The sequence below is a fragment of the Streptomyces sp. NPDC001220 genome (assembly GCF_053597895.1).
Genome location: NZ_JBSFJE010000002.1, coordinates 152,760 through 173,080, shown reverse-complemented (window position 1 = coordinate 173,080; position 20,321 = coordinate 152,760). Strand labels below are relative to the sequence as shown.

Annotated in this window: 14 protein-coding genes and 1 tRNA gene; 12 read left to right on the top strand and 3 right to left on the bottom strand. The window is 71.0% G+C overall.

The window, feature by feature from the left end; translation table 11 throughout:
• Positions 1–43 precede the first annotated feature (43 nt).
• A tRNA-Ala gene (locus ACWDGI_RS05350) sits at positions 44–116 on the top strand.
• A 197-nt stretch (positions 117–313) separates the two neighbouring features.
• Here the strand turns inward: ACWDGI_RS05350 and ACWDGI_RS05345 are convergent.
• Together ACWDGI_RS05345 and ACWDGI_RS05340 are read right to left on the bottom strand one after the other, a co-directional pair.
• Positions 314–1,924 (bottom strand): NADH-ubiquinone oxidoreductase-F iron-sulfur binding region domain-containing protein, encoded by a 1,611-nt coding sequence (locus ACWDGI_RS05345; RefSeq protein WP_450755578.1) that lies wholly within the window; start codon positions 1,922–1,924, stop codon positions 314–316.
• Positions 1,921–3,225, bottom strand: a complete 1,305-nt coding sequence (locus tag ACWDGI_RS05340; RefSeq protein WP_450755576.1) for a cytochrome b/b6 domain-containing protein — start codon at positions 3,223–3,225, stop codon at positions 1,921–1,923. Before ACWDGI_RS05340 ends, ACWDGI_RS05345 begins: the two co-directional genes overlap by 4 nt.
• Before the next feature lie 426 nt (positions 3,226–3,651).
• On the opposite strand from ACWDGI_RS05340, the gene leuS reads away from it, so the two are divergent.
• The 9 genes from leuS to holA all read left to right on the top strand — a co-directional run bounded on the left by leuS (position 3,652) and on the right by holA (position 15,588).
• Positions 3,652–6,531: a leucine--tRNA ligase gene (gene leuS / locus ACWDGI_RS05335; protein WP_450755574.1), complete on the top strand. Its 2,880-nt coding sequence runs from the start codon at positions 3,652–3,654 to the stop codon at positions 6,529–6,531.
• 167 nt (positions 6,532–6,698) lie between these two features.
• On the top strand, positions 6,699–7,427 hold the full coding sequence (locus ACWDGI_RS05330; protein WP_450755572.1) for a hypothetical protein: 729 nt from the start codon (positions 6,699–6,701) through the stop codon (positions 7,425–7,427).
• A gap of 72 nt (positions 7,428–7,499) precedes the next feature.
• On the top strand, positions 7,500–8,345 hold the full coding sequence (locus tag ACWDGI_RS05325) for a DegV family protein (protein WP_450755570.1): 846 nt from the start codon (positions 7,500–7,502) through the stop codon (positions 8,343–8,345).
• 131 nt (positions 8,346–8,476) lie between these two features.
• On the top strand, positions 8,477–9,580 hold the full coding sequence (locus ACWDGI_RS05320; RefSeq protein ID WP_450755568.1) for a helix-hairpin-helix domain-containing protein: 1,104 nt from the start codon (positions 8,477–8,479) through the stop codon (positions 9,578–9,580).
• Positions 9,577–12,258, top strand: a complete 2,682-nt coding sequence (locus tag ACWDGI_RS05315) for a ComEC/Rec2 family competence protein (RefSeq protein ID WP_450755566.1) — start codon at positions 9,577–9,579, stop codon at positions 12,256–12,258. Before ACWDGI_RS05320 ends, ACWDGI_RS05315 begins: the two co-directional genes overlap by 4 nt.
• Before the next feature lie 4 nt (positions 12,259–12,262).
• Positions 12,263–13,117 carry an arylamine N-acetyltransferase family protein gene (locus ACWDGI_RS05310; protein ID WP_450755564.1) on the top strand — a complete coding sequence of 285 codons (855 nt, stop codon included), beginning with the start codon at positions 12,263–12,265 and terminating at the stop codon, positions 13,115–13,117.
• 174 nt (positions 13,118–13,291) lie between these two features.
• The gene (locus tag ACWDGI_RS05305; RefSeq protein ID WP_450755562.1) at positions 13,292–14,173 is read left to right on the top strand and encodes a YceI family protein; all 882 of its coding nucleotides are present in this window, start codon (positions 13,292–13,294) and stop codon (positions 14,171–14,173) included.
• A gap of 62 nt (positions 14,174–14,235) precedes the next feature.
• Positions 14,236–14,481, top strand: coding sequence for a hypothetical protein (locus ACWDGI_RS05300; RefSeq protein WP_450755560.1), 246 nt, complete (start codon positions 14,236–14,238; stop codon positions 14,479–14,481).
• A 117-nt stretch (positions 14,482–14,598) separates the two neighbouring features.
• Positions 14,599–15,588: a DNA polymerase III subunit delta gene (gene holA, locus ACWDGI_RS05295; protein WP_450755558.1), complete on the top strand. Its 990-nt coding sequence runs from the start codon at positions 14,599–14,601 to the stop codon at positions 15,586–15,588.
• A 212-nt stretch (positions 15,589–15,800) separates the two neighbouring features.
• Here the strand turns inward: holA and rpsT are convergent, their stop codons facing one another.
• Positions 15,801–16,067, bottom strand: coding sequence for a 30S ribosomal protein S20 (gene rpsT / locus ACWDGI_RS05290; RefSeq protein WP_351691285.1), 267 nt, complete (start codon positions 16,065–16,067; stop codon positions 15,801–15,803).
• Positions 16,068–16,288: 221 nt separating this feature from the next.
• Here rpsT and lepA point away from each other — a divergent pair, with 221 nt between their 5' ends.
• The gene (gene lepA / locus ACWDGI_RS05285; RefSeq protein WP_450755555.1) at positions 16,289–18,163 is read left to right on the top strand and encodes a translation elongation factor 4; all 1,875 of its coding nucleotides are present in this window, start codon (positions 16,289–16,291) and stop codon (positions 18,161–18,163) included.
• A 273-nt stretch (positions 18,164–18,436) separates the two neighbouring features.
• Positions 18,437–20,311, top strand: a complete 1,875-nt coding sequence (locus ACWDGI_RS05280; RefSeq protein WP_450755553.1) for an AMP-dependent synthetase/ligase — start codon at positions 18,437–18,439, stop codon at positions 20,309–20,311.
• Positions 20,312–20,321: the final 10 nt, after the last annotated feature.

Here is a 20,321-nt window from a genome sequence, read left to right as displayed (position 1 = left end):
AATGTTGGCGTCGCCGCCAGGGAAGCCGGGCGGAGCGAAACGCGGGGCTATAGCTCAGTTGGTAGAGCGCCTGCATGGCATGCAGGAGGTCAGGAGTTCAATTCTCCTTAGCTCCACAGAAGTCGAAGGCGGACCGTCCGGATGGACGGTCCGCCTTCGACGTTTTCGGGAAACATTCGGAAACACCGGAAACGGGCGCCGCGAAACGTGTGTCACAGGTAAGGCGGGCCACCCGACCGGGTGGCCCGCCTTACCTGTCGTGCTGGTGCTGGTGCTGGTGCTGGTGCTGGTGCTGGTGCTGGTGCTGGTGCGGTCAGCGGCCGAGGGCGCGGCGGCCGCGGCCCTGCGAGAGGACCGGCAGGTTCTTGGCCGGCGCCTGGGAGCGCGTGTCCTCCTCGAGACGCAGGGCGAGCGCCGGGCAGCGGCGCACCGCGCGCAGCGCCTTGGCCTCCGCGAACCGCGGCACCTTCGCCTGCGCCACCGTCGGGAAACCGTCCGCGCCCAGCTCGAAGACCTCCGGGAGGATGTCCGCGCACAGGCCGTGGCCCCGGCACAGCGTCCAGTCGACGTGGATCTTCTGACGGCTGCCGCCGGTCTCCTCGGGCTCTCCGCCGCCCGGGATACCGGCCGGCATCTTGCCGTCCTCGAAGAGTGGCAGAACGCCCTCCACGGGCCGTCCGCAGCCGTTTCCGAGGACATGCGCGGCCAGGTCGTCGGTGAACGCCTTGATCGTCGATTCCAGGAACATCGCGGAGCCGTCCGGGTGTGAGCACGCGCCGCGCCGCTTCACGTTCTTGGCGACCTGCTTGAGCGCCTCCAGGGCGGCCGGTCCGCCGCCGTTGAGGATGTCCTCCATGCCGCGCGCTGCCGCCGGCAGACCGAGGTAGCAGGGACCGCACTGTCCCGCGCTCTCCTCCGCCAGCCACTGGGCGACCCGCAGCGACTCGCCCAGCGGGCAGGTGTCCTGCGTGATCGGCAGGATCGCGCCGGCGCCCAGTGCTCCGCCCACCGCGTCCAGGGAGTTGCGGGAGACGATCGCCTCGTTGACCGTCGCCGCGTCGATCCACTTGCCGTGATAGCCGCCGGTCAGCACACCCTGCGGCACCGGCGGGGCGCCGGCCAGCTGCAGGACGTAGCGCAGCGGCACACCCGTGGGCACCTCGATCACCATGGGGCGGGCGACCGCGCCCGAGACCGTCAGCATGACGGTGCCCGGTTCGTCGTACAGGCCGGTGTTGCCGTAACGCTCCGGGCCGATCCGGGCGGCGATCGCCAGCTGCGCGAACGTCTCCGCGTTCGACAGCAGCGTGGGCGCGCCGCCGACACCGTTCTGGGAGGCGCTGGTCTTACGGCCGGGCGGGACCGCCGGGCCGCCGTCGATCGAGCGGACGAGCGACGCCGCCGCGCCGGTGACCATCCGGACCGGGTTCCGCTGGACGAACGCCTTCAGGGCCGAACGGCGGCCGGTGCTCAGACCGCGTTCGGCGAGCGCCTGCTCCATGGAGCGCTGCGTGGACTCGCGGGTGACCCCCACCACGAGCGTGCGGGCACCCAGCGCCTCGGCGCACAGCAGCGCACCGTCCAGGATCAGATGCGGGGCACGGTTGATCAGCACCGTGTCCTTGCGGCAGGCCGGCTCGTCCTCGCTGCCGTTGACGACGACCACCGGCCGGACACCGCGCTTGATCGCCGCTTCGGCGACCGAGCGCAGCTTTTTGTGGAAGGGGAAGCCCGCGCCGCCGCGGCCCTTCAGGTTGATGCGTTCGGAGAGCTGCGCGAGCTGCTCCCCGCCCAGGGGTTCAAGCGGCCCGTGCACCTTGAGGTGCATGGGCAGATCGAGTCTTTCGACAAGGTCGAAGCCCGACGTGAGCTGCGGAAGGCCGACCACGCGGACTTCTGGGACGTCGGGCAGGGCCTCGTTCACCTATAGCCTCCGGAAGGCGTGTTCCAAGGTTCGCCCGAACCCGGTGCGTCGAAGGACGCGCCGGGTGCTGGTTCGTTGGCGGGACCGCTGTTGTACGTGTCGTTCGAGTTGTACGTGCCGTAGCCGGGGTTCGTCTCACCCGTGTCGTACACATCACGTCCACCCGGTCCGCCGACGCCCGGATTGCCATAGACCGGGATGTTGTATCCGGTGTCCTGGAGCGGGTCGTACGCCGACGGGGGCGCCTCGCCGACCGGCGGCGGCGACGGGACCGGCCAGCTGCCCGAGGTGCTGCCGGGGCCGTCCATGCGCGGGAAGGCCTCGGTGGCCTGGAGGTCCAGCCGCTCCATGCGCGCGGTCTGACCGGCCGCGAACGGCGACTGGGGCTGGGGCTGGGGCTGACCGGGCGTGGAGGTGGCCCGGTAGGCGGCCGCGAAGCCGGAGGCCGCCTCGGGGGCGGGCATGCCGGTCGGGAACAGCGGGTTGGGCTGCGGGGCCCCGGCGTCTGCTCGGGAGGACCTCGGCTCGCGTTCGCGTCCGCCGTCGTAGCCCGGCAGGCCGGACTCGCCCACCCGGGCGCGGCTGGCGTCCAGCTCGTCCAGGTCGGGGCGCTCCGAGCTGCCCAGGATGGAGACGAGACGGTCGGCGACCTTGCGCTTGAACGGGCGCGGGGCGGCGCGCAGCGCCAGCGCGCCCATCACGCCGACCAGGCACAGCTCGTACGAGATCATGAAGAAGGGCTTCGCCGCGCGGCCCGCGAACAGGCCGTGGATCAGCGCGGCGCACCAGGCCGGGTAGGCCAGCATGTGCATGGCCCGCCAGCGGGCCGCCACCACGGCCGGGGCGGCGAAATTGCTGCGCAGGGCGCCGGTGACACCCACGAAGATCATCAGCAGTCCGGCCAGCGAACCGAGTCCGATCAGGCCGGCGCTTCCGGTGACGCCGAGCGAGAACGGGATGATCGCGGCGATCACCACGGTGTGATCGAGGGCGATCTTCGTGACGATGTGCACCAGCAGGAACGCGATCGAGGCGACCGCGGTCGTCCGGTGCACCGCCTGCCCGACGATCCGCTGGCGGGTGTTGAGGAAGATGCGGTCCTGTGCGACCAGACCCCAGATCACCGAGCAGCTCAGCGAGACGAGCGAGAGCACGCCCGCGCCGAAGTTCAGGAACGACTGGAACTGGCTGCCTCCGGTCAGCACGACCACGGGTATGAGCAACAGAACGACAGCGGACGCCACCCCCCAGGCCGAGCGGCCTGGCTTGGGGAGCGAGCTGTTACTACGACGAGGGTTCATGGGGGCAACTCCGAGCAGTTCGGGAAAGCGGTCCCGGTGCCGCAGCCTAAGTGGCGCCATACCGATCAGTACGAGGTTTGAGTTATTGCGTTGTTATCAAAGGGCAATGCGGGACTTGCGATGTCCCTTAGTGGTTGTTACGCGAAGTAAGTTTTGAACCTGGTTCAACTATCGTCCCGGTTGTCGCCTTGGACGTACGTGTCAACCGTTGATACGTAAGCGCGTCGCGGCTTGCTCAAGTGCTGCGGTACCCTGACGCCATGCGTGCCGTACGCCTTCTGCTTAGCGGGCCGCGCTGATCAGTCCCGACCGCCGGGCCAAACGGCCGGTCGGCATCGGCGCGGCGTCCCCTCCTGTGCGAGGGGATTTTTCGTTTCTAGAAAGTCACAGCCGCAGGCAGAGACGATCGATGGAGCTTTGAGGATCATGAGCGAGACGAACCCCGCTGCCGCCGCCACGTCGGCGGAGGCCGCGCCGCACCGCTACACGGCCGCCCTGGCGGCCGAGATCGAGGCACGCTGGCAGGACTTCTGGGACGCCGACGGCACCTACGCGGCCCCCAATCCCAAGGGTGACCTGGCCGGCGACCCCGAGCTGGTCGCCAGGCCCAAGAAGTTCATCATGGACATGTTCCCGTACCCGTCCGGGGCGGGACTGCACGTCGGCCACCCCCTGGGCTACATCGCCACCGACGTCTTCGCCCGCTTCCAGCGGATGAACGGCCACAACGTCCTGCACACCCTGGGCTTCGACGCCTTCGGCCTGCCCGCCGAGCAGTACGCCGTGCAGACCGGCACGCACCCGCGGGTGTCCACCGAGTCCAACATCGAGAACATGAAGGCCCAGCTGCGCCGGCTGGGCCTGGGCCACGACAAGCGCCGGTCGTTCGCCACGATCGACCCGGACTACTACAAGTGGACCCAGTGGATCTTCCTGCAGATCTTCAACTCCTGGTACGACGACGAGGCCAAGAAGGCCCGCCCGATCTCCGGGCTGATCGCCCAGTTCGAGTCCGGTGAGCGAGCCGTACCGGGCCACACGCGCGCGTGGAACGAGCTGACCGCAGTCGAGCGAGGCGACGTCCTGGGCGAGTTCCGGCTGGCCTACGCCTCCGACGCGCCGGTCAACTGGTGCCCCGGGCTGGGCACCGTGCTGGCCAACGAGGAGGTCACCGCCGACGGCCGTTCCGAGCGCGGCAACTTCCCGGTCTTCAAGGCCAAGCTGCGCCAGTGGAACATGCGCATCACCGCCTACGCCGACCGGCTGCTGGACGACCTGAACGAGCTGGACTGGCCCGAGGCCATCAAGCTGCAGCAGCGCAACTGGATCGGCCGTAGCGAGGGCGCCCGCGTCGACTTCCCGATCGACGGCGAGAAGATCACCGTCTTCACCACGCGCCCCGACACCCTGTTCGGTGCGACCTACATGGTGCTGGCCCCCGAGCATCCGCTGGTCGACGAGTTCGTTCCGGCCGCCTGGCCCGAGGGCACCCACGACGTGTGGACCGGCGGTCACGCGACGCCCGTCGAGGCCGTGGCCGCGTACCGCGCGCAGGCCGGCGCCAAGTCCGACGTGGAGCGGCAGGCCGAGGCCAAGGACAAGACCGGCGTCTTCACGGGCGCGTACGCGACCAACCCGGTCAACGGCGAAAAGGTCCCGGTGTTCGTCGCCGACTACGTGCTGATGGGATACGGCACCGGCGCGATCATGGCCGTCCCGGCCGGCGACCAGCGCGACTTCGAGTTCGCGCGCGCCTTCGAGCTGCCGATCGTCTGCATCGTCGAGCCGACCGACGGCCGCGGCACCGACACCTCGACGTGGGAGGACGCCTTCGCCTCGTACGACGCGAAGATCATCAACTCCTCCAACGACGACATCAAGCTGGACGGCCTGCCGGTCGCCGAGGCCAAGGCCCGTATCACCGAGTGGCTGGCCCGCAAGGGCATCGGCGAGGGCACCGTCAACTTCCGGCTGCGTGACTGGCTGTTCAGCCGCCAGCGCTACTGGGGCGAGCCCTTCCCGATCGTCTACGACGAGGACGGCGTCGCGCACGCGCTGCCCGAGTCGATGCTGCCGCTGGAACTGCCGGAGGTGGAGGACTACTCGCCGCGCACCTTCGACCCGGAGGACGCGGACACCCAGCCCGAGACGCCGCTGTCGCGCAACGAGGATTGGGTCAACGTCACCCTGGACCTGGGCGACGGGCCGAAGAAGTACCGCCGCGAGACCAACACCATGCCCAACTGGGCCGGTTCCTGCTGGTACGAGCTGCGCTACCTGGACCCGCACAACGACCAGCAGCTGGTCGACCCGGAGATCGAGCGGTACTGGATGGGCCCGCGCCAGGGCCTGCCGCACGGCGGTGTCGACCTGTACGTCGGCGGCGCCGAGCACGCGGTGCTGCACCTGCTGTACGCCCGTTTCTGGTCGAAGGTCCTGTACGACCTGGGGCACGTCTCGTCCGCCGAGCCGTTCCACAAGCTGTTCAACCAGGGCATGATCCAGGCCTACGTCTACCGCGACGGCCGCGGCTTCCCGGTGCCCGCCACCGAGGTCGAGGAGCAGGACGGCGCCTACTACTACCAGGGCGAGAAGGTCACCCGGCTGCTGGGCAAGATGGGCAAGTCCCTGAAGAACGCGGTGACTCCGGACGAGATCTGCGCCGAGTACGGCGCCGACACGTTGCGCCTGTACGAGATGGCGATGGGCCCGCTGGACGTCTCCCGGCCGTGGGACACGCGCGCGGTGGTCGGGCAGTTCCGGCTGCTGCAGCGGCTGTGGCGCGTCATCGTCGACGAGGCGACCGGTGCGGTCACCGTCACCGACGCCGATGCCGACGAGGACACGCTGCGTGCTCTGCACAAGGCGATCGACGGTGTCCGCCAGGACCTGGAGGGCCTGCGCTTCAACACCGCCATCGCCAAGGTCACCGAGCTGAACAACCACCTGACCAAGGCGGGCGGCGCGGTGCCGCGTACGGTCGCCGAGCCGCTGGTGCTGATGATCGCGCCGCTGGCCCCGCACGTCGCCGAGGAGCTGTGGCGCAAGCTGGGTCACACCGACTCGGTCGTGCACCGCGACTTCCCGGTCGCCGACCCGGCGTACGTCGTGGACGAGACCGTGACCTGCGTCGTGCAGATCAAGGGCAAGGTCAAGGCCCGCCTGGAGGTGTCGCCGGACATCTCCGAGGACGAGCTGGAGAAGGTGGCGCTGGCCGACGAGAAGGTCGTCGCGGCGCTGGACGGCGCGGGGATCCGCAAGGTGATCGTCCGCGCGCCGAAGCTGGTGAACATCGTCACGGCGTAACGGCCACGGGCCGCCTTCGGGTGGTCCCCTAAGGGCAGGTTCGGGGTCTTTCTGGAACTCCGGGCCTGCCCTTTGCGTTTACCGTTGAAGGGGCGGCCGCCCCTGCCGTGCTCGGAAGCGATCGGGTGGTCGGGTGGTCGGGTGGCCGTCAGCGGAGGAGGAGCACCGTGGAAACAGTGATCGCCGTATTCGCCGTGCTCTTCCTGCTCTTCGTCGCGGGCGGGGCATACGTCACGTTCAAGGCGGTCGGCGCCGCCAAGCGCGGTGTGGACCGTACGATCACGCAGGCCCGGCGTACGGTCGAGGACCACACGCTGCGCGCCAAGTCCATGGTCCAGATCGGCCCGGCGGCCGAGATCGCCCAGCTGCGGCTCACCCTGCGCACCTCTATGCGGGCCACCCAGGACGCGCTGCACGCCGGCGTCGCCGAGGACGAGTCGCTGAAGGAATCCCTCGGCCTCTTCCAGCGGCTGAGTGTGCACGGGCAGGAACTGGACGGCGAGCTCAGGCGCCTGGAGTCCGAGCCGGACCGGGCCACGCTCACCGCCCGGCTGCCCGAGCTGCGCCGGCGCACCACACGCGTCACCGAGTCCGCGGACGCATTGCGGTGGGCGGTGCGTGACCGTGCCCACCGGTTCGCCGACGACGACCTGGACACCTTGAGCACGCAGATCGGCGTCGAGGCGGAAGCCCTGCGGCACTGGACCCGTCCCGCCCCCGCACCCGAGACCCCGCCGTGGCCCGACGCCGCCGCCGGTCAGGGGGATCGCCAGACCTGGCCGGAGGCACCCCGGTCCGCCCCGGAGGAGGAGCCGGCGCAGCCCGCGATCACGCCGCCCGGGCGGCGTCAGGCCTACCCCTGGCAGAAGAAGCCCCGGCCGGAGAGCACCACTTGACACGGCCGGTCCTGGCCGAGGCGGGCGGGGGCGGGCTGCCGCCCCTGGGCTACGCCAGGTAACCTCCAGCTCATGTCCCGCCATGTCGCGATCGTCACCGATTCAACGGCCTACCTGCCGCCGCGGACGATGGAGCGCCACGGCATCACCGCGGTTCCCCTGACCGTGGTCCTCGGCGACCGGGCGTTCGAAGAGGGCACCGAGATCTCGACCCGTTCCCTGGCCCAGGCTCTGCAGAAGCGGCGCTCCGTCACCACGTCCCGGCCCAGCCCCGAGGTGTTCGCGGAAACGTACCGCAAGGTCGCCGAGTCCGGTGCCACCGGCATCGTCTCGCTCCACCTGTCCGCCGAACTGTCGGGTACCTACGACGCGGCGGTCGTCGCGGCGCGCGAAGCATCCGTTCCGGTGCGGGTGGTGGACACCGGGATGGTCGCGATGGCGCTGGGTTTCTGCGCGCTCGCGGCGGCCGAGGCCGCCGAGGCGGGCGGCACCGCCGACGAGGCCGTCACCGCGGCGGAGAAACGCGCCGCCGGCACCTCGGCGTACTTCTACGTCGACACCCTCGACTATCTGCGCCGTGGCGGCCGCATCGGCGCGGCGCAGGCGCTGCTGGGTTCCGCGCTGGCCGTCAAGCCCCTGCTGCGGCTGGACGGCGGTCGGATCGAACTGCTGGAGAAGGTACGGACGGCGTCCCGGGCCATCGCCCGCCTCGAGGAGCTCGCCGCCGAGCGTGCGGGCGGCGCCGAGGTGGACATCGCCGTCCACCATCTCGCCGCCCCCGACCGGGCCTCTGCCCTCGCCGACCGGCTGCGGGCACGGGTGCCGGGACTGGCCGAGCTGCACGTGAGCGAGGTCGGTGCGGTGATCGGCGCGCACACGGGACCTGGGCTGCTCGGGGCGGTCGTCTCACTGCGGTGACCTGTGGATCAGAGGGCGGCGGTCTCGCCGCTTTCACTCGTGTGGGTGGTGAAGTTATCCACAACCGGGCCGTGATCCACGGAACTTGAGCAAGATCATCGTGGATCGGCGGAAGGCCTGATCCTCGTCGCATGGCACTTCGATCACGCTCACACGAGACACATGCGACCAGTGGCCCGGGCCGGGGCCCTTCCTCCGACGGCCGGACCCGGCACCGCCGGTCCCCGGCCCGGGTCCGCACCCGGCACCGCCCGGCCCCGGCGGAAGAACTGCGCCGCCGGGCGGAGCTCCTCTTCGGCGAACGGGGAGTCACCAGGCCGGATCCGGGACACGGCCTCCCGCACGCGGGCACGGTGACCGGTACCGGTACGGCGGCCGGACTGACCGCGGCCACCTCCGGGTTGCGCACCGCCGCGTCCGGGGTGCGCACCGCCGCGGCCGTACTGTCCACGGCGGCGGCGGTGATGTCCTCGGCCCGTGCGCTCGCCGACGAGGGCACGGGCCTGCGCGAACCGGCGCTCCCCAAACTGCGGTCCCGCGTCGGGCTCGCCGTGCGGGAGCGGATGCCGGTGTGGCTGCAGACCCGCTGCGGGCTGGAACGCCGGGGCGCCGTCGCCATCGGGGTGGTTCTCGTGGTGGCCGGGGCCCTGGCCGTGCAGCACTTCTGGACGGGCCGGACCGAGGCGGTGAGTGCACCGGAGGTGGTGCGCGCCGAGGCACCGTACGAGAAGAGCGAGGAGAAGGTTCCGGCCGCGGGCACCGGTACCGCCGCGGCGCCCGCCGGGCCGGCGGGGCCCGGCGGCGAGGTCGTCGTGGATGTCACCGGGAAGGTGCGTGAGCCGGGGGTCCACTCCCTGCCAGCCGGGTCCCGGGTGACCGACGCGTTGAGGGCGGCGGGCGGGGTGCGGCCCGGTACGGACACCGGCGGACTCAACCGAGCCCGTTTCCTGGTGGACGGCGAACAGATCGTCGTCGGGGGCCCTGCCCCGCCGCCCGCCCCGGACCAGGTGGCAGACGGTGCCGCGACGGGAACGGGCCCGGCCGCCCCGATCTCCCTGAACACGGCGACCGTGGAGCAGCTCGATGCCCTGCCCGGGGTCGGCCCGGTACTGGCCCAGCACATCGTCGACTACCGGACCCAGCACGTCGGCTTCCGCTCGGTCGACGAACTCCGCCAGGTCAAGGGCATCGGCGACCGCCGCTTCTCCGACCTGCGGGATCTGGTCCGGCCATGAGCCGCGTGAGCGACGGAGCGCCGTCGGGATCCGTGACGGTACGCCGGGCCGTGCACGCCGGTTCGGGCAAGCGGCTCGGGACCGCGCACCCCCGGCAGGACGCCGCGGCCGACCTGCGGCTGGTGCCGCCCGCGCTGGCCGCCTGGGCGACGGCGGCGCTGACCCTGGACGCGCCGCCGAATTGGACGGCCGGGACCGCCGGCATCTGCCTGGTCGTCGGACTGATCCTGCTGTGCCGGAGCCGGTCAGGCCGCCGACCCGGCACGGCGACTCGCAACTCTCCGGATCTCGGGTCCGTGACGGTGACCGGCAACTCTCCGGATCCCGGGTCTGGGACGGTGACCGGCCACTCTCCAGTCCCCGGGCATCGGAGGGTGACTCGCAACCCCCCGGCCCTCCGGTCGACTTGGCGGAACGCCTCCGTCGGTGCTCTGCTCCTCTGTGTCGCCGGGGCCGCCGCCTCCGCGGGGCTGCACGGGGCGGATGTCCGCCGGGGGCCGGTGCCCGGCCTGGCCCGCGCCTACGCGACCGTGACCGCGGAGGTGGAACTCACGGGCGATCCGTGGCTCAGCAGGCCGCGCGTGCGGGGTGACCATGCCACTCCCGTCGCCGTGCTGGTGCGGGGCGAGGTACGGCGGGTGGAGAGCGGCGAGGGGGCGGCGGTGACGACGAGGTCACCGGTGCTGATGGCCGTCGACCCGGGGGTGCGGGCGCCGGGTGGCGGTGGCCGCGCGGAGTGGCTCGGGCTGCTGCCCTCCACCCGGCTGCGGGTGAGCGGGCGGCTGGCACCGGCGACGGCCGGCGGGGACCGGACCGCGGCGATGCTGCGGGTGCGGGAGCGTCCCGCGCCGGTGGTGGTGGGTGAGCCCAGCGGGCCGCAGCGGCTGGCCGGACGGCTGCGGGCCGGGCTGCGGGAGGCGACCGAGGGACTGCCCGAAGACGCGCGGGCACTGCTGCCCGGGTTGGTCGTCGGGGACACCTCGCGGATCACCCCCGAACTGGACGAGGCCTTCGAGCAGACCGATCTCGCGCACACCCTCGCGGTCTCGGGCAGCAACCTCACCATCCTGCTCGCCCTGCTCATCGGACCGCCGGGACTGGCCCAGCAGGTCGAGCGGCGCGGCCTCGCCCCGCGCCTGGGGCTGTCGCTGCGATCGACGGCGCTGTTCGCGTCGGCACTCACCCTCGGATTCGTCGTCGTGTGCCGGCCGGACCCCAGCGTGCTGCGGGCCGCGGCCTGCGGAGCCGTCGCCCTGCTCGCCCTGGCGACCGGGCGCCGCAGGTCCCTGATCCCGGCACTGGCGACGGCGGTTCTGCTGTTGGTGCTGTACGACCCGTGGCTGGCACGCAGTTACGGCTTCCTGCTGTCGGTGCTGGCCACCGGGGCGCTGCTGGTGCTGGCGCCCGGCTGGAGCGAGGCGTTGCGGCGGCGCGGGGTGCCGGAGCGGCTGGCCGAGGGCCTGGGCGCGGCTGCCGCCGCGCAGGCGGTGTGTGCGCCGGTGGTCGTGGTGCTGTCGGCGCGGGTGAGTCTGGTGGCGGTGCCGTGCAATCTGCTGGCCGAGATCGCGGTCGCGCCGGCCACGGTGCTGGGGTTCGCGGCGCTCGCTGCGGCCCCGGTGGCGATGCCCCTGGCCAAGGCGCTGGCGTGGTGCGCGAGCTGGCCGGCCGGGTGGATCGCGGGGATCGCCCGGACCGGGGCCGCGTTGCCGGGCGCGGGCGTGGACTGGCCCGGGAGCTGGGCGGGGGCGCTGCTGCTGGCCGGGGTCACGGTGGTCGTCGTACCGCTGGGGCGGCGGTTGCTGCGGCATCCCTGGTGGTGCGGGGCGCTCGGGTTGCTGCTCGTGCTGCTGGTGGTGCGGCCGGCGCCGCTGACCCGGGTGATCACGGGCTGGCCGCCGCCCGGCTGGCGGCTTGCGATGTGCGACGTCGGGCAGGGCGACGCGACGGTGCTCGCGGCGGGCGCCGGCACGGCCGTGGTGGTCGATGCAGGACCCGATCCGGCACTGGTCGACCACTGCCTGCGGGAACTCGGCGTCACCCGCGTCCCGCTGGTCGTCCTGACCCACTTCCACGCCGACCATGTCGGCGGGCTGCCCGGGGTGCTGCGGGGGCGGACGGTGGCGCAGATCGAGACGACCGGGTTCGAGGAACCGGCGGAACAGGCCGAGTTCGTACGCAGGGAGGCGGCCGAGCACCGGATCCCCCTCACGCGCGCGGTCGCCGGGGAGCGGCGCACCACCGGCGGGCTGGACTGGCGGGTGCTGTGGCCGCCCCCGGATCCGGCACCGGAACCCGACGGCCCGAACGACGCCAGTGTCGCCCTGCTGGTCCGTTCGGCCGGACTGCGGATGCTGCTGCTCGGAGACCTCGAACCCCCGGCCCAGCAGGAGCTGCTGAGATCACCGGCGGCCGCAGGACTGGGCCGGGTGGATGTTCTGAAAGTGGCCCACCACGGGTCCGCGTACCAGGATCCGCAGCTGCTGCGGCTGGTGGCACCCCGGGTGGCGCTCATCTCGTGCGGGGCGGACAACCCGTACGGGCATCCGGCGCCCGACACGGTGGCGCGACTGAGGGCCGCGGGTGCGGTGGTGCTGCGGACCGACCGGGACGGGGCGCTCGCGGTGACCGGCGGCCGTACGGGACGGGAGGCGGGGGAGCTGGCAGTGGCGCGAGACTGAGGGCATGAACGCGGTGAACAGCACGCAGACCGACGCCTACCTACACCGGCTCGGGGCCGCCCGCCCGGCCCGGCCCACCGCCGAGGCTCTGCGGGATCTGCATCTGAGGCATCTGCGGGCCGTGCCCTTCGAGAACCTCGCGATCCACCTCGGCGAGGAGATCGTGCTGGCGCAGGAGCGGCTGGTGGACAAGGTGGTGGGCGTGGGCCGGGGCGGGTTCTGCTACGAACTCAACGGCGCGTTCTCGGCGTTGCTGACCGCGCTCGGTTTCCAGGTGACGCTGCTGGCGGGGCGGGTGTACGGGGACGAGGGGAGGCTCGGGATCCCGTACGACCATCTCGCGCTGCGCGTGGGGACGGTGGACGGGGGCGAGTGGCTCGCCGACGTCGGGTTCGGGGCGCACAGCCACTACCCGCTGGCGTTCGCGGAGCGGGGTGAGCAGGCGGATCCGGGCGGCACGTTCCGGATCACCGGGGCCGGGCCGGACGCGGCGGGGGCCGGGGGAGCACCGGGTGCGGTGGCCGGGGACCTGGACGTGCTGCGGAACGGGAAGCCGCAGTACCGGCTGGAGGTCCGGCCCAGGGTGCTCGGGGACTTCACGGCCGGGGCGTGGTGGCACAGCACCTCGCCGTCTTCCCATTTCACGCAGTCGCTTGTGTGTTCCCGGGTCACCGAGGACGGCGGCCGGATCACGCTCGGCGGGCGGACGCTGACGGTGACGGCGGCGGACGGGGCGCGTGAAGTACGGGAGTTGGAGGGCGACGAGGAGGTGCTGGGGGTCTACCGGGAGCGGTTCGGGATCGAGCTGGACCGCCTACCCGTTGTGCGAACTCCACGGAACATCAACCGGAACGGCTAAGCCGGGCGTCACGGGAGAACAGGTCGCTACCGGCGCGTAGCGTGCTACTCGTGGGTAGTTCCGGCACATATGCTGGATTCCCGTGATGTGGGCCCGTGTTGCCTCGAAAGCCGCATCAGTGTTCGAATGTTTCTTCGGTAACGGATGGTGGCGAGGCGTACAGGGGTGGCGTGGATGTTCGGCGGCTTGAGGGGAAACCGAACGAACCGGGTGCAGCGGACGAGTCCCCTCGCGGCGGTGCAGACTCCGCCCGACGCCGGGGTGCTGAGCTGCCGGGTGATCGACCCGGTCAACGAGCCGGTGACGAACGCGGAGTTCGCGGTCAGCGACACCCTGGGGCGCACGGTGGTCAGCGGGGGCGCGGATCCCTACGGTTCGTTCATGACGACCGTCCCGGCGGGGGAGTACCGGCTCGCGGTGTCCGCCGAGGGCTTCAAGCCGTACCGGGCCACCGCGCGGGTCGGCGAGAACAGCCTCGCCTCGCTCGGTGACGTGACCCTCCAGGTCGCCCAGCCGCCGGAGCTGCCGGCGCCCGGGGACTGGCAGATCGAACCGACGCATTCCTCGATCGCGTTCACCGCCCGGCACATCGGACTGGCCCGGATCCACGGGCGGTTCAACTCGTTCGCGGGCGCGGTACGGATCGCCGAACCGATGGAGCGGTCCGCCCTGCACGTCGTGATCGACGCCGCGACCATCGACACCGGCGTGCGCATGCGGGACGACCATCTGCGGTCGGCGGACTTCCTGGACGTGCTGCGGTTTCCGACGCTGGAGTTCTACGGCGACCGGTTCGCGCACCGGGGCGGCACCAGGTGGGCCGTCACCGGGGCACTGTCCCTGCACGGCGTGACCCGGACGGTCACCCTCGACACGGAGTACCTCGGGCTCGGCAACGGCATGGAGGGCGAGGTGCGGGCGGCCTGCCGGGCCACCACCGAACTGCACCGGGACGACTTCACGGTGAGCTGGCAGACGATGCTGGCGCGCGGGATCGCGGTCGTCGGGCCGAGCATCCGCGTCGACCTCGACGTGCAGATCGTGCCCCAGGGCTGAGCAGGCCGCTCCTGCCCGGCTCCGGCTCGTTGCGGCCGGTGGCGGTACCGGAGAATGGTGCCGTGAGCGATGTGAGACATGTGCTGGTGCTGCCGGACCGGGACGCGGCGGAGGAAGCCGCCGAGGCGCTCGGGGAGCGCTTCGGGATCGGTGAGGAGCCGCGGCTGGTGCGGGACGCGCTGGCGGGGGAGGACGACGCCGAGGACGCACAGTGGCTGGTGCTGTTGCGGGACGTGGAGGAACGGCTGGACCCGGCGGAGCTGGACGAGTTCGCGGGCGAGTGGGAGGGATGGCGGGAGGAGCCGTAGCGGGTGCGCGGGGCCGCCGCGGCCACTCCTGCCGGCTCGGCGGTACGACGGTCCTCGCCCGCGTCGGCAGGCGGCACGGCCGCCGCGTTGTCAGTGGGCCGTGGGATGCTTGGCGTGATGGCAAAGAAGACTGCTGATGACGATCCGCTCGCCCCGCTGACGCTTGCCGTGGGGCAGGAGGAGCTGCTGCTCGACCGTGCCGTGCAGCAGGTGGTGGCCGCCGCCCGGGCCGCCGACGCCGACACGGACGTACGGGATCTGACCCCGGACCAGTTGCAGCCCGGCACGCTCGCCGAGCTGACCAGCCCGTCGCTCTTCGCGGAGCGCAAGGTCGTCGTCGTACGCAACGCGCAGGATCTGTCGGCCGACACGGTCAAGGACGTGAAGGCGTACCTCGGGGCGCCCGCCGAGGAGATCACGCTGGTGCTGCTGCACGCGGGCGGCGCCAAGGGCAAGGGGCTGCTGGACGCGGCGCGCAAGGCGGGGGCGCGGGAGGTCGCCTGCCCGAAGATGACGAAGCCGGCGGACCGGCTCGCGTTCACGCGGAACGAGTTCCGGGCGCTGGGCCGCTCCGCCACCCCGGAGGCCTGCCAGGCGCTCGTGGACGCCATCGGCAGCGATCTGCGCGAGCTGGCCTCCGCCGTGACGCAGCTCGCCGCCGACGTCGAGGGCACCATCGACGAGGCCGTCGTCGGGCGCTACTACACCGGGCGGGCCGAGGCGTCGAGCTTCACCGTCGCCGACCGGGCCGTGGAAGGACGTACGGCGGAGGCCCTGGAGGCGTTGCGCTGGTCGCTGGCGACCGGCGTTGCCCCGGTGCTGATCACGAGTGCGCTCGCGCAGGGGGTGCGGGCGATCGGGAAGCTTTCGGGCGCGCGGGGCGGACGGCCCGCCGATCTCGCCCGGGAGCTCGGGATGCCGCCGTGGAAGATCGACCGGGTACGGCAGCAGATGCGGGGCTGGACGCCCGACGGGGTGGCGGTGGCGCTGCGGGCCGTCGCCGAGGCCGACGCGGGCGTCAAGGGCGGCGGGGACGATCCCGAGTACGCCCTGGAGAAGGCCGTGGTGACCATCGCGCGGGCGGCGCGGTCGCGCGGCAGGGGGTAACCGGCCGGACGTACCGCAGGGGGACGGGCTCGCCCGGAAACGCCGAAAGCCCCGGCGTCCGTCCTGGGGAAGGGCGGAGTGCCGGGGCATCGGTTTCAAGCTTTTCGAGCCCGTTCCCGCGTGGCGAACGCAGGCCGCGAACAGGCTCTGGGGGCCGGTCGGGGGCGGATGAGAGAGGGCCCGCCCGGGTCCTTCCGGCGTCGTATCAAGTGTCAGCCCTGGAGGGACGCGACCTTGGAAGCGAGCGCCGACTTCTTGTTGGCAGCCTGGTTCTTGTGGATGACGCCCTTGGAGACGGCCTTGTCGAGCGCACGCGACGCGGCGCGCTGGTACTCGGTGGCCTTCTCGACGTCACCCGCGGCAGCGGCCTCGCGGGCCTTGCGGATCGCGGTCTTGAGGGAGGACTTGACAGCCTTGTTGCGCTGACGAGCCTTCTCGTTGGTCTTGATCCGCTTGATCTGGGACTTGATGTTCGCCACGAAAGAGCCTTTTCAGGTTCTGGTGCGGGACCGTGCAGATCCCGTACCGATGATTTCTCGAAGACGTGCCTCGCGCTGAGAGGGCATGAGACACAGCTGCCCAGACTAGCAGCGGGGCGGGGAACCGCCCAAACCGGTCCCCGGTCCCCCGTCATGGGACCATGGAGGCTACGTATCGATCCGACCCGAGGCATAAGGCGCCTCAAGAGACAGGACCCTGCGTGCCCGCGACCCCTAACAATGTGCCCGAGCCGAGCCGTACCGACCCGGCTCTGATCCGCAATTTCTGCATCATCGCGCACATCGACCACGGCAAGTCCACGCTCGCCGACCGGATGCTCCAGCTGACCGGTGTGGTCGAGCAGCGGCAGATGCGTGCTCAGTACCTCGACCGGATGGACATCGAGCGCGAGCGCGGCATCACGATCAAGTCCCAGGCGGTGCGTCTGCCCTGGGCCCCGACCGAGGGCCCCGACCAGGGCAGCACGCACATCCTCAACATGATCGACACCCCGGGGCACGTCGACTTCACCTACGAGGTCTCGCGGTCGCTGGCGGCCTGCGAGGGGACCGTCCTCCTCGTCGACGCCGCCCAGGGCATCGAGGCGCAGACCCTCGCCAACCTCTACCTGGCGATGGAGAACGACCTCACGATCATCCCCGTGCTCAACAAGATCGACCTGCCGGCCGCCCAGCCGGAGAAGTTCGCGGAGGAACTGGCGAACCTGGTCGGCTGCGAGCCGGACGACGTGCTGCGGGTCTCCGCCAAGACCGGCCTCGGTGTCGACGCCCTGCTGAACAAGGTCGTCAAGGAGATCCCGGCGCCCGTCGGTGTCGCCGACGCGCCCGCCCGCGCGATGATCTTCGACTCGGTCTACGACTCCTACCGCGGTGTCGTCACCTACGTCCGTGTCATCGACGGCCAGCTCAACAAGCGCGAGCGCATCAAGATGATGTCGACCGGCGCCACCCACGAGCTGCTGGAGATCGGGACGAACTCGCCCGAGATGCTGGGTGCCGACGGCCTCGGCGTCGGCGAGGTGGGCTATCTGATCACCGGTGTGAAGGACGTGCGGCAGTCCAAGGTCGGTGACACCGTCACCAGCCAGCACAAGGGCGCCACGGAGGCCCTCGGCGGCTACAAGGACCCGAAGCCGATGGTCTTCTCCGGTCTGTATCCGCTGGACGGCTCCGACTACCCCGAACTGCGCGAGGCCCTCGACAAGCTGCAGCTCAACGACGCCGCGCTCGTCTACGAGCCGGAGACCTCCGCCGCCCTCGGCTTCGGCTTCCGTGTCGGCTTCCTCGGCCTGCTGCACCTGGACGTGATCCGGGAGAGGCTGGAACGCGAGTTCGGGCTCGACCTGATCGCGACCGCTCCGAACGTGGTCTACCGCGTCGTCATGGAGGACGGCAGCGAGCACACGGTCACCAACCCGAGTGAGTTCCCCGAGGGGAAGATCGGCGAGGTGTACGAGCCGGTCGTGCGCGCCACCATCCTGGCGCCCAGCGAGTTCATCGGCTCGATCATGGAGCTGTGCCAGACCCGGCGCGGCACCCTGCTCGGCATGGACTACCTGTCCGAGGACCGCGTCGAGATCCGGTACACGCTGCCGCTCGCGGAGATCGTCTTCGACTTCTTCGACCAGCTGAAGTCGAAGACGCGCGGTTACGCGTCGCTGGACTACGAGCCCACCGGCGAGCAGACGTCCAGCCTGGTCAAGGTCGACATCCTGCTGCACGGCGACAAGGTGGACGCCTTCTCGGCGATCACGCACAAGGACGCGGCGTACGCGTACGGGGTGCGGCTCGTCGCCAAGCTGCGCGAGCTCATCCCCAGGCAGGCCTTCGAGGTGCCCATCCAGGCCGCCATCGGCTCCCGGGTGATCGCCCGCGAGACCATCCGCGCCATCCGCAAGGACGTCCTCGCCAAGTGCTACGGCGGTGACATCTCCCGTAAGCGCAAGCTGCTGGAGAAGCAGAAGGAAGGCAAGAAGCGGATGAAGATGGTGGGTTCCGTGGAGGTTCCGCAGGAGGCCTTCATCGCGGTCCTCAGCAGCGATGACAGCGCGGGATCGGCCAAGAGCAAGAAGTAACCGCCGGTAACAATCGGCGACGGCCGCAAATCGGGTACAACAGGGGTCCGCCGTACGAAAGTGCGGCGGACCCCTACGCGTGCGTAGGGTCGCTCTGTGTGGAACATGCGGGGAAACAGACAGGCCGATGCCCCTTACGTACAGGCCGGTCGCGGCTTACTCTGATCCCTGCTCGATAGTTACTCGCGAGTTAAACAAGTAGTGCGATCCGCACCGTGAGTAAACCCAGCCGCACTGAGCCAGCCGCACCGTCGCGGGCCCCCGGAGGATGTCGTGAGCGACACGCAGACACTGATCGAGAACCGTCCGCCGTCTGTGGCGGCCCTCTTCCTGGAGCGTGTGGCGGCCACACCGGACGCCGAGGCCTACCGGTACCCGGTGCCCGCCGCCTCCGGTCAGGGGCCGGACGAGTGGAAGTCCCTGAGCTGGGGGCAGGCGGCCGAGCGCGTCTACGCGATCGCGGCCGGTCTCATCGAACTCGGCATCCAGCCCGAGCAGCGGGTCGCCCTGGCCGCCTCCACCCGCGTCGAGTGGATCCTCACCGACCTCGGCATCCTGTGCGCCGGAGCGGCCACCACGACCGTCTATCCGCAGACCAACGCCGAGGAGTCGGCGTTCATCCTCTCCGACTCCGGCAGCCGGGTGCTGATCGCGGAGGACGCGGCACAGGTCGCCAAGGCCGTCGAGAAGCGCGCCGAGCTGCCCGAACTCATCCAGGTCGTCGTCATCGACCCGGCCGGCGTGGAGACGGACGACTGGGTTCTCACCCTCGCCGAGCTGGAGGAGCGCGGCGCCAAGCACCTGGAGAAGCACCCCGAGCTGATCAAGGAGCGGGTCGGCGCGATCACCAAGGACCAGCTCGCCACGCTCATCTACACCTCCGGCACCACCGGCCGCCCCAAGGGCGTACGGCTGCCGCAGGACAACTGGTCGTACATGGCGAAGGCGATCGCCGCGACCGGTCTGATCAGCACCGACGACGTGCAGTACCTCTGGCTGCCGCTCGCCCATGTCTTCGGCAAGGTGCTCACCTCCGGGCAGATCGAGGTCGGCCATGTCACCGCCGTCGACGGCCGCGTCGACAAGATCATCGAGAACCTGCCGATCGTGCAGCCGACGTACATGGCCGCCGTACCGCGCATCTTCGAGAAGGTCTACAACGGTGTCGCCGCGAAGGCCCGTGCCGGTGGCGCCGCCAAGTACAAGATCTTCCAGTGGGCGGCCGACGTCGCACGCGAGTACGCCAAGGCCACCCAGGACAACTTCCGCCGCACCGGCTCCGCCACCGCGCCCTTCGGGCTCACCGCCAAGCACAAGGTCGCCGACGGGCTCGTCTACTCCAAGCTGCGGGAGGCCTTCGGCGGGCGGCTGCGGGCCTGTGTCTCCGGGTCCGCCGCGCTGGCCCCCGAGATCGGCTACTTCTTCGCCGGCGCCGGTGTGCACATCCTCGAGGGCTACGGTCTGACGGAGTCCTCCGCCGCGTCCTTCGTGAACCCCGGTGAGGCCTACCGCACCGGTACGGTCGGCAAGCCGCTGCCCGGCTGCGAGGTGCGGATCGCCGACGACGGGGAGATCCTGCTCCGCGGCCCCGGCATCATGCAGGGCTACCACGGGCTGCCCGAGAAGACGGCGGAGGTCCTGGAGGCCGACGGCTGGTTCCACACCGGTGACATCGGTGAGCTGTCCCCCGACGGCTATCTGCGGATCACCGACCGCAAGAAGGACCTCATCAAGACGTCCGGCGGCAAGTACATCGCGCCCGCCGAGGTCGAGGGACAGTTCAAGGCGGTCTGCCCGTACGTCTCCAACATCCTCGTGCACGGCGCCGACCGGAACTTCTGCACGGCCCTGATCGCCCTCGACGAGGTCGCGATCCTGGAATGGGCCAAGGAGAACGGCCTGGACGGCAAGTCCTACGCCGAGGTGGTGGCCGCGCCGGCGACCGTCGAGATGGTCGACGGTTACGTCAAGGAGCTCAACGAGGGGCTGCAGCGGTGGCAGACCATCAAGAAGTTCCGGCTGCTGCCCCGGGATCTGGATGTGGAGCACGGGGAGATCACGCCGAGCCTGAAGGTGAAGAGGCCGGTAGTGGAACGCGGGTACAAGCACCTGATCGACGAGATGTACGCGGGGACGCGCGAGGCGTAGGTGTCTCGTC